Annotated in this window: 10 protein-coding genes; 7 read left to right on the forward strand and 3 right to left on the reverse strand. The window is 49.4% G+C overall.

Annotated features, from left to right (window positions below):
- The 3 genes from A7E48_RS10865 to secA form a co-directional block, all read left to right on the forward strand.
- Positions 1-530: ComF family protein (locus tag A7E48_RS10865; RefSeq protein ID WP_141669435.1), on the forward strand; the 530-nt coding region annotated here is incomplete at its 5' end.
- A gap of 120 nt (positions 531-650) precedes the next feature.
- Complete coding sequence (gene hpf / locus A7E48_RS09055; protein ID WP_068172532.1) at positions 651-1,277, forward strand: ribosome hibernation-promoting factor, HPF/YfiA family; 627 nt, start codon at positions 651-653, stop codon at positions 1,275-1,277.
- Positions 1,278-1,537: 260 nt separating this feature from the next.
- Complete coding sequence (secA, locus tag A7E48_RS09060) at positions 1,538-4,183, forward strand: preprotein translocase subunit SecA (protein WP_068172535.1); 2,646 nt, start codon at positions 1,538-1,540, stop codon at positions 4,181-4,183.
- Positions 4,184-4,290: 107 nt separating this feature from the next.
- Here the strand turns inward: secA and A7E48_RS09065 are convergent, their stop codons facing one another.
- Positions 4,291-4,842, reverse strand: a complete 552-nt coding sequence (locus tag A7E48_RS09065; protein ID WP_068172539.1) for an Rv3235 family protein — start codon at positions 4,840-4,842, stop codon at positions 4,291-4,293.
- Positions 4,843-4,860: 18 nt separating this feature from the next.
- Complete coding sequence (locus A7E48_RS09070) at positions 4,861-5,586, reverse strand: LysM peptidoglycan-binding domain-containing protein (protein WP_068172544.1); 726 nt, start codon at positions 5,584-5,586, stop codon at positions 4,861-4,863.
- A gap of 193 nt (positions 5,587-5,779) precedes the next feature.
- Between A7E48_RS09070 and A7E48_RS09075 the strand changes: the two genes are divergently transcribed.
- Positions 5,780-6,328, forward strand: a complete 549-nt coding sequence (locus A7E48_RS09075; protein WP_141669436.1) for a histidine kinase — start codon at positions 5,780-5,782, stop codon at positions 6,326-6,328.
- On the opposite strand, the gene A7E48_RS09080 is transcribed toward A7E48_RS09075, so the two are convergent.
- Positions 6,325-6,561 carry a helix-turn-helix domain-containing protein gene (locus tag A7E48_RS09080; RefSeq protein WP_068172549.1) on the reverse strand — a complete coding sequence of 79 codons (237 nt, stop codon included), beginning with the start codon at positions 6,559-6,561 and terminating at the stop codon, positions 6,325-6,327. The two genes, A7E48_RS09075 and A7E48_RS09080, sit on opposite strands and share 4 nt — an antisense overlap.
- Positions 6,562-6,777: 216 nt before the next feature.
- On the opposite strand from A7E48_RS09080, the gene A7E48_RS09085 reads away from it, so the two are divergent.
- From A7E48_RS09085 to A7E48_RS09095, 3 genes are all read left to right on the forward strand, one after another.
- Positions 6,778-7,434: an SAF domain-containing protein gene (locus A7E48_RS09085; protein ID WP_068172551.1), complete on the forward strand. Its 657-nt coding sequence runs from the start codon at positions 6,778-6,780 to the stop codon at positions 7,432-7,434.
- Between the two features lie 8 nt (positions 7,435-7,442).
- Positions 7,443-8,816, forward strand: coding sequence for an AAA family ATPase (locus tag A7E48_RS09090; protein WP_068172554.1), 1,374 nt, complete (start codon positions 7,443-7,445; stop codon positions 8,814-8,816).
- 52 nt (positions 8,817-8,868) lie between these two features.
- Positions 8,869-10,310, forward strand: a 1,442-nt coding sequence (locus A7E48_RS09095; protein ID WP_068172557.1) for a sensor histidine kinase, incomplete at its 3' end; no start/stop codon positions are given.

Below are 10,310 nucleotides of genomic sequence, written 5' to 3' on the forward strand. Positions count from 1 at the left end.
TCGGACCGCTGAGTAGCTCACCTACAAAAGCAATGGGCATGAGGAATAAAACCTCCTCTCAACAAATTTACTGGGTGCCTATCCCGTCCACCGCCCAAAGTGCCCGACGTCGGGGGTTTGTTCCCGCAGAATTATTAGCTCAACAAACCCTGCGCCAGCTACGAAAGACGCCGCTCACCGAGACCTTTGAATTTCAGCTAGGAAGATTCTTGTGTCAAAAATCGCGTCTTTCATCAGCTACCGGTCAAAAATTGCTGGGAGTGAGCGCCAGACGCCGTCGAATCCTCGATTCTATGAGCATCCGGCCCACCTTAACTAGTGTGTTAGGGCGCGAACGGGATTTGCGGGGCAAAAAGTGTGTGCTCGTAGACGATGTAGTGACTACCGGCGCAACCCTCAAAGCAGCCACCTCTATTCTAGAAAAGCACGGGGCTCACGTGATAGGAGCTATCACTGTAGCGGCAGTCCCGCGGAAAACCTCAGAGGAAACAAAGCGACACAACGTAGAATCCAACTTAACACAACGCTAAGTGCGAAATTTATGTGACTGACAACATATAGTGTTCTATTGTTGTTCATAAGGAACCCACCCAAAGTTCCTGAGCGAATGTTAAATCACAGACGCTACCCTTCAATGTTGGGAGAGAATTGTGGAAATCAACGTAGTTGGACGAAACATTACGGTCTCCAATCGCCTCCGCGAGTATGTCGAAGAAAAAGTTGCTAAATTTGAGCAACTTGGAGAACGCGTGAGCAACATCGAAGTGAAATTCTCGCTAGAAGGTCACTCCGGTCCAGAAACAATTCGAGTAGAAATCACAGTAGAAGGTCAAGGTCCCGTCCTGCGCGCAGAAGCCCAGGGCTCTGACAAATTTGCTGTCTTTGATGAAACCTATGGCAAATTGCTAGAACGTTTGCGCCGCGCTCGCGACCGACGAAAAACTCCCAAACACGGCAACAAACGCCCGGTCAGTGTGGGTGAAGCCACTGGTGCGCTGGTTCCTGAGGATTCACCCCTCATAGAATTTGAAGATCAAACTGTTGAAGAAGCCGCTTTCAGTTCAGAAATTTCGCTTGAGGACGACCTCTCTTCACCCATTGAAATCCGTCGCAAGAGCTTTAAAGCAGTTGCACTTACCCCTGAAGAAGCAGTTGACCATATGGAACTGGTAGGGCATGACTTCTTCGTTTACGTTGATAAAGAGACTGGCGCGCCTTCAGCCGTTTACCGTCGTAAAGGCTGGTCCTACGGCGTAATTTTGCTCAAAAATCAGTAAATATTGGGTGCCCAAGCAAACCTAATGTAGATATTTTTTGCAGAGTCGGTAGATAAAAATCTACCGACTCTGCTTGTTTTATATCGTGTAATCTCAAGGGCAAAATGTGCCCAATGTCTTACCGTTAGCCCACAGAAGAAAAGCCATACCTCGTAAATTCTGAGCAGAGAGTAACCTAGAATGGTGAAAGCGTGTCTTCTCTTACCTTTGGGGAGAGACCCGCAACCTCTACTTTCGTTATTACAAGGAGTCAGTTTTCAGTGGCATCTTTCCTAGAAAAGATTCTTCGAGTTGGAGACAAGAAGATTCTCAAGCAGCTCCGCGCTTACACTGATGCGGTGAATTCTCTAGAAGACAGCTTTATCGCCATGAGCGATGCTGAACTCCGCGCTGAAACTGATGCGTTTAGAAAGAGAGCTCAGGACGGCGAATCGCTGGACACCATGTTGCCAGAAGCCTTTGCGGTGGTTCGAGAAGCCTCCAAGCGCACCCTCGGCAAGCGCCACTACGACGTCCAACTTATGGGCGGCGCTGCGCTCCACCTGGGGAATATCGCCGAAATGAAGACGGGCGAAGGCAAAACACTGGTTGCTACCGCACCTGCCTACTTGAACGCGCTCACTGGCAAGGGCGTACACGTGGTCACCGTCAACGATTATCTCGCTGAATATCAAGCAAATCTAATGGGGCGCGTCTTCCGATTCTTAGGAATGGAATCAGGCGTTATCCTTGCAAACCAGACTCCTGAACAGCGTCGTAAAGAATATTTAGCAGACGTCACCTACGGCACCAACAATGAATTCGGTTTCGATTACCTCCGGGATAACATGGCGTGGACTGTGGAAGAGCAGGTACAACGCGGTCACAACTTCGCCATCGTGGACGAAGTGGACTCCATCTTGATTGATGAGGCACGAACCCCGCTGATTATTTCCGGTCCCGCTGCTGGTGAAGCCAACCGCTGGTATGCCGAATTTGCGCGGTTTGCACAGACCCTCAAAGCCGATTATGACTATGAGGTAGATGAGAAAAAGCGCACCGTAGGTATTTTGGAACCGGGCATCGATAAGATTGAAGATCACCTGGGTATCAACAACCTCTATGAGTCTTCCAACACCCCTCTTATCGGTTTCTTGAATAACGCTATTAAAGCAAAAGAGCTCTTCAAAGATAATAAAGATTACGTCGTGATGAACGGCGAAGTCATGATTGTTGATGAGCACACCGGACGTATTCTTTCTGGTCGTCGATATAACGACGGCATCCACCAGGCAATTGAAGCCAAGGAGAAGGTTGAGGTTAAGCCCGAAAACCAGACGATGGCTACTATCACCTTGCAGAATTACTTCCGCATGTACGACAAGCTTTCCGGTATGACCGGTACTGCTGAAACCGAAGCGGCAGAATTTATGAATACCTATGAGCTTGGTGTCGTTCCGATTCCGACTAACAAAGATGTTGCTCGTAAGGATCAGCCGGATAAGGTTTATAAGGACGAAATCGCTAAATTTAATGCGGTCGTCAAAGATATTAAAGAACGCCACGAATCAGGGCAGCCCGTCTTGGTGGGTACAACCAGCGTTGAAAAGAGCGAGTACCTTTCGAAGCTCCTGAAGCGCGAAGGCGTGCGACACGAGGTGTTGAACGCGAAGAACAACGCCCGTGAAGCTGCAATCGTGGCTCAGGCAGGTCGTAAAGGTGCAGTGACTGTTGCAACCAATATGGCTGGCCGTGGAACCGATATCATGCTCGGTGGTAACCCAGAATTCAATGCTGTTGAAAAGATGGAGTCTTTGGGGCTGGATCCCGAAAAGAATACTGAAGAGTATGAGGCCCGCTGGCCCGAGGTTTTAGCTGAGTGTGAAAATGCAGCTCAAGCTGAACACGATGAAGTCACCGCTGTGGGCGGACTCTACGTATTGGGTACCGAACGCCATGAATCGCGCCGCATCGATAACCAGCTTCGCGGTCGCTCAGGTCGCCAGGGCGATCCCGGCGAATCACGGTTCTATCTGTCTCTAGCTGACGATTTGATGCGTCTGTTCAATGGACAGGCTGCGGGTCGCCTTATGGCGGGTGCTCCCGATGATACTGCGCTAGATTCTAAATTGGTTTCGCGTGTTATCGCTTCTGCCCAGGGGCAGGTTGAATCCCGAAACGCCGAGCAACGAAAGAATATTCTCAAATATGATGATGTTCTTAACCGCCAACGTGAAGCTATGTACAAGGATCGCAACGCCATTTTGCACGGTGATGATCTCAAGGAGAACATCCAAAAGTTCACCCGTGATGTTCTGACTTCTACCATCGACGCTGAAGTTAGCACAGGGCATGCCGAAGATTGGGACTTCGCTAAACTCTGGAAGAATCTGGAGAGCGTATATCCTATTACTCTCACTGTTGATGAGTTGGCGGAAGACGCCGGAGATAAGTCCAAAATTACTCGCGACCAGCTGGTCAAGGAAGTTCTTGCAGACGCACAGGTCATTTACGAAGAGCGTGAAGAAGAAGTCGGATCAGAGGCTATGCGAGAAATTGAACGTCGAGTCGTTCTCTCGGTCATTGGTAAGCATTGGCCTGAGCACCTCTACGAGATGGATTACCTCAAAGAAGGCATTGGGCTCAGAGCGATGGCTCAGCGTGACCCACTGGTGGAGTACCAGCGTGAAGGCTATGGAATGTATCAGGCAATGATGGATGCAGTACGCGAAGAAACCGTCAGCTACCTTTATCATCTTGACCTTTCCAAGCAGCGTACTCGCTCGTCCAATATCAAGTTGGATATTCCTGCTCAGCCTAAGTTCTTGCAGTATTCGGCTCCATCCGAATCTGGTGGGACCGAGACGAAAACTCTGGAAAATGAGTTTGTAGATGAGTCAGAAGTGAAAATGAAGCATAGGAAGTAAGACATTTAGTCTTAGTCGAAAATTGGCCTCCGCACTACATGCGGAGGCCAATTTTTAGGTCCCAGCTTCAGCATCATCAGGGAACGTGCGGGAACAACGGGCATTGCTTAGGCAATCTCTATCTCAGTGATTTGCCATCTGGAGAAAACCTTTTCTACCCGCAACGCCATCGCTCTCACGCGGGCATAGTCTTGCATAATGAGGGAAACCTCAAAGACCGTGGGAGAAATCTTTTGCGCTTTGGCTCTGCGAGTTTTCGGCATCGTAATTTGGGGTGCAAAAGGCGAGTGATTGAGAGGGACCCGAGCGTATTTTCGCCGTAGGCTATTTGCAGTTACTTTGCTTCTGAGGACAACCCTTTGCTGGCATTCTTTGCTGAGCCATTTCGACACATGAGAAGCTGGACGGCGTCCAGCAAATACCTCAAGCAGAACGACACCTATCCCAGCGCACATTACTTCGATGGCTCTACACTGTGAGTCTGAAGGTTTGAGAGGGATTCCCCGAGAAACTGAGTCAGGTTGTTCTTCTTTGACTATTTTGCGCCTAAATTTCTCGTAGTCTTCGGCTGAAATAGCAAGAAAATTGGTCTGCTTCTCATCTGCTCGGAGATCGGCAGATAGGGATGATTGATTGAGAGGACCATGGGGATGGGACATTGTTTTACTCCTGGATAGTTATGCGTGCGGGGTGAAAGTGGGAATGGTGAGAATCTGGTCAGCGAAGATGGGGTCATCCATTTCTCCGAGATTTACTTGATTCAGGTCATAGATCTGATGAGTGAAGTCCAGCACTTCTGAAGGGGTCGCAGACTCTGGTAGGTGAGCTTGCGCGATACTCCAGAGACTATCTCCGGCGGCCACCGTGTAGGTCGTGGAGGAACCCTCGGGCTCCTCTCTCATACCGGACATGAAAAAGGGGAGAATCTGTGGCGCAGCTTTGTCTGTATCTTTCTGCGTGGATGTCATTTCAACTTTCTGCGTTGTGAGCAGAGGCTGTTCGACGAACGGATGTTCCGCTTCATCGGCTGTAGAGGATTGAAAGAAGGGCAACACCGCCGCATCTGGGGCGCTCACACTGGAAATAGCGCTGGGCTCTGCGCCAGCAGTAATATCTACCGCCTGAGCTGGAGTAGCAAAGATTGATAATCCGAGAACAGCTACCGCTACACGCCGTAGAACGGCTGGAGCCCAATGCGGTAGTTGGACAGAGCCCCCTCCTTCGGCTGTGCAGATAGCTTTTAGTATTCCTAGCAAACCGATAGTCCACCAGAGAATCATCATCCCTGCTACGGAAGCAACGAGGATGATAAGCCCACTTTCTACTGGGTCCAGATTCTTTCCTGATTTCAGTAGCTGCTTCGCTGCCGCAATGGCTAGTAGCGAAAGGATAGGAACGAGCACAAGAAGAAAGAGGTCCCTGGAAAGAGGGATATTAATTTTCGTTCTCATAATCAATCATTTCGTATCGTTTGATGCATTTTGATGCTTTATTTTGATTATGAATGTGTTTTAAGTAATAGTAAAGAGATTTCATGCCCCAAATATGTAGTTCATGTGGGTTCAACGGGGGAGATGCTACTTTTAGAGCATGAGAATGGAGAGAATTTTTCGTGATTATGAGACGCAGTTAGCGGCAGAAAATCAAAGAGTCGTGGAGGCTGAGGCTCGTGATGTGCGACGAAGTGAATTCGCCAAGATTCAACAAGCCGACCGTCTGGCGGCGCAAATAGGACGTTCTGTGCGCGTCAATACGGGCGATTCGTTGCAATGGGAAGGGACTCTTGAATCCCTGGGAAAAGGATGGATTCAACTTCAGTCTCATTCGGAGAATATTTTAATTCCAATGAACTCTGTCAACTGGTGGGAAGGTGGAACGCCATTCTCTACGGTGGAAGCACGTTCTGTTTCTCGTTCGCTCTCGCTAGGGTACGCTTTTCGCGCGTTAGCGAGTGCTCGCATTCCTGTGCGTATTTTTCACAACATGGGCGCAGTAACTACTGAGGGAACAATTGAGAGGGTTGGACTCGATTTCGCAGAAATAGCCTTGCACCCCCTCGAAGGGCACTTTCGTGCCCAGCAAATCTCAGGGTGGCGAACGGTGCAGCTTTCTCAGGTTAGTGCCTGCTGTTCGCTGCTTACCTAGGCTGAGGTTTTGGTTTTTTGGTCCTCTGCCTCTTTGGCAGCCTGTTGTTGGGTTCGTTCATATGCTTGCTCAATATATTCTTCGAGTTTAGAAATTTCTACACGCCATTGACCGCGTCCGCCTACCTGAATGGCGGGAAGTTCTCCTTTTTTGACGAGAGCTCGTGCTTGACTCATAGTGATGTTGAGAATTTCGCAAATCTCGGGGAGGGTATGAAACCTTTTCTTAACCATTGTGACCTCTTTGATGTAGTTTGATGCCGTTACAGTAACTATAATCTCGACTCTTGGTGTTTGACTAGGAAAAAGGTTTTTAAGGGGACAAAATGTACATTTGGTTGCATGTCCCTAAAAGTGCGGTTGGTTGCTTTTAGTCTATTTTTAGTAGACATTGCATCGTATGCTGTTGGTCAAATCACTCATCGCAGATTTCGAACACGGGATACCACTATGGCTCAGAAAGTAACCGTCACTCCTCAGGTCATTGCCGAGCGCATTCATAAACCGGGGTGGAAAGATCCTAAGCTTTTGATTGGATTATTGCTTATTTTGCTTTCTGTCCTCGCTGTCATCGGCGTCATGAGAGCTACTAACAAAACTCAGAATTACTACATTGCTGCCCACGACATCAAAGTGGGAGATGAAATTCGACAGGAAGACCTCACTCTCTCAGAGGTGAGATTGGGCGATTCTGAAAACCTTTATCTCTCCGCAGATGATGCACTACCAGATTACGCCCGAGCCAATCAGAACATTCCTGCAGGAGCACTTCTGCAGCAGAATACTGTAAAAGCGCAAGATCATGACGGCCGTCGTCTAGCAACCGTTGTGATGGATTCTACTATTGCGTCTTCCTTTACTACCGGCGACAGAGTAGATATCTGGGTATCGAAGAAAAAGGACAACGGTACTGCCTATTCTGAACCGCAAGTTGTCATGCAAGCCGCTGAGGTGAGCGGCGTCCATTCTGAGGAATCGATGATTGGTAGTACAGGAAAATCTGCTGTGCAATTGCTTGTCACCGATGACGCCCTGGCGGAAGTGCTCAACGCCACCAACAACGAAAACAAGATTAATTTGGTTCCCACAACTTTTGGACAGAAGTAGGTAGCCCGGTGAATGTACCTGTTATTGTTCTTGGCGATATTTCAGGCAAATATATTGAAGCTATCGAAAGCGAACGCGGTATCGTTAGCGTAGCGAGACACGTACATGAGCTCGCTGAGGTTTTGGGTATCGCCCAGACGGGCATTGCTCGAGCCGTTCTGCTAATTAGTGGATTCGAAGATCTAACTGCCTCACTGGTGAATTACCTGGCGGAGAGCGATGTCGGCGTGGTTGCTGTCGTTGACCCAGGGGATCCAGAACCCCTGGAAAATATTCGCTACCTGAGTGCGTTGGCGAACCCTTCAGAGGTTATCGAGGCGCTAGAAACTGCTGCTGAAGAAGTCGAAAATACTCCCGTTAGTGTGAGCGGTCGAGGTCCTCTTTCAGGGGTAGAACTGTCATCTGCGGTCTTAGAAGATGTACAACCTGATAGGCAAGGGAAAATCATCACCTTCTGGGGGCCAGCCGGCGCGCCGGGGCGTAGCACTCTCGCTCTAAACTGTGCGGCAATACTCGCTGACCAACAACATACCGTGTGTATTGTCGATGCCGATACGTATGCTCCGTCGCTGAGCTCGCTTTTGGGCATGATGGATGATTATTCAACTTTGTCCCAGCTATGTCATTTGGCAGATCGAGGAAATCTGGAAACAGAGAAAATTGCAGAGATCATGAGCACGGTAAAGATTGAGAGCGGAACTCTAGATGTGGTTACCGGAATAACCCGAGCTGATCGGTGGCCCGAAATACGGTCCCAAGCGCTCGAGAGCGTGTTGAAAACATTGACTGCAAAATACGACTTTGTGCTAGTCGATGCGGGGTTTTCTTTAGAAGCTGATGAAGAACTGAGCTTTGACGGTGTCGCGCCACGCAGAAACGCAGCTACTTTAACTGCAATTGATCAAGCCGATGAAATTATCCTGGTGGGGGCCGCCGATGCCTTAGGCGTGCCGCGTGTGATGAAAGCAATTTCGGAATTGCTTTCCACCCCCAACGTCCACGTCGAAAAATCTAAAGTGCATGTTTGGATCAACAAAGTCCGCCCCGGTTCCATCGGACCGCAACCGGAGGAGCAGATTCTACATTCTTGGCAGAGATTCGGTCCACAACTTCCCATCGAAGGATTTATTCCGTGGAACCCAGATGCCATAGATAAATCTTGGCTCACGGGGCAGACCCTGGCAGAAAGTGCGCCGTCTTCAGATGTTTGCCAAGCGTTACGAACCCTGATCGAATCGCTGATTATCAAAGAAACAAAAGCGAGGGGAGCGGGTGAGTTTTCGTCTGACAATCTGACCATTGCTACCCGGTCTGCACCAGGTAAAGAATCATCGCATGATCCTTCGAGGGCAAAGTGGCGCGCCTGGAAACGTAAATCTTAGAAGGATCATGAGCGACTAAAATCTTTCATGAAGCAACTTTTCTGGAGGGGTAATGTCACTCAACGATTCAAAATTACATGCGGCGTCGCTGGGACCAGGAGACACCGAATGGTTACATTTGTTGATGGGCGATTGGCAAATAATCGCAGACACCGCCCATGCAGATATAGTGCTTTGGTTACCGGACGAAAAGAATCTTCCGGATTCAGAGCACCTCTCAGCAATGAGGGCGCCTGCATTTCCTCGTCACTTTACTAGCGCCGGGCAGGTTCGCCCCTCCACCGTTCACACAGTGTTTTACCGCGATATGGTAGATCAAGAAATGGGGGAGAAGCTGCTGGAAGTAGTCCAGCAAGTGTGGCGGCATCAAAAGACCGAGTACCTTGATGACACTGAAACCTCCGATGAACTAATACTTCGAACCGGTGTGATTCCCTTGGTCAGACACGGTCGAACTATCGCGGTTCTTACCATCCATACTGAGCTCTTTGGGCTGCGGCGCCCACCTCGTATAGAAACGGTCTACAAGACGGTGGCAGAAGACCTCATCCAAATGGTCAAACGTGGAGCCTGGCCTGAATTCAGCGCATCTGTGGGTACTAGCCGCGGTAACCCGCGCGTCAGCGATGGCCTCCTGACCTTGGATTCTGAAGGAATAGTAAATTTTGCTTCTCCTAACGTTTCCTCTATCTATAAGCGTTTAGGTTTTAGTGGAGAACTTGAAGGAAAACAGCTCGTTGAGATTACACGAAATCTCATGTCCCAGGATGAAACCGCTGATGAAACCCTTCCCCTGGTGCTCAGCGGACGCATGCCGTGGCGCGGCGAAATCAAGGTGCGCAACACGAGTGTCACCTTTCGAGCTATTCCCCTGCGGCAGGAAACATCGTTGGGGGAAGAAAGATATGGTGCCATCTTGCTGTGCCGCGACGTCAGCGAGTTACGACGTCGCGAACTGGAACTGATGACCAAAGACGCCACCATTCGTGAAATCCACCATCGTGTGAAGAACAATCTTCAAACGGTTTCAGCGCTGTTGCGCCTTCAATCACGGCGGATGAAAACGGGTGAAGCTAAACAAGGGCTAGAACAAGCGATGCGCCGTGTCGCCACGATTGCAATGGTTCATGAAGCTCTTTCCCAGGGCCTGACGCAGAACGTGGATTTTGACGAACTCATTCAACGCCAATTTCATCTGGCTGCCGAGCTAGCATCGCCCGGTCAACATATTCGTACGGAATTGAACGGGACTTTTGGTGAGCTCCCCAGCCAGTTTGCTACTCCACTCGCGCTGGTTATCAATGAGATCGTTGCCAACGCAGTGGAGCATGGTTTAGACGGCGAAACTGGGACAGTTACCCTGACCGCTCTACAAAGCCTCACGGCACAAAATGAACGACAACTCACCGTTACCATCTGTGATGATGGATGCGGAATGGTCAAGTATCCCATTGAAGAAGCAGGGACGTCAGCTTATCGAGAAAATAAGGGCAG

Source organism: Rothia sp. ND6WE1A (assembly GCF_001683935.1).
GTDB classification, from domain to species: domain Bacteria; phylum Actinomycetota; class Actinomycetes; order Actinomycetales; family Micrococcaceae; genus Rothia; species Rothia amarae.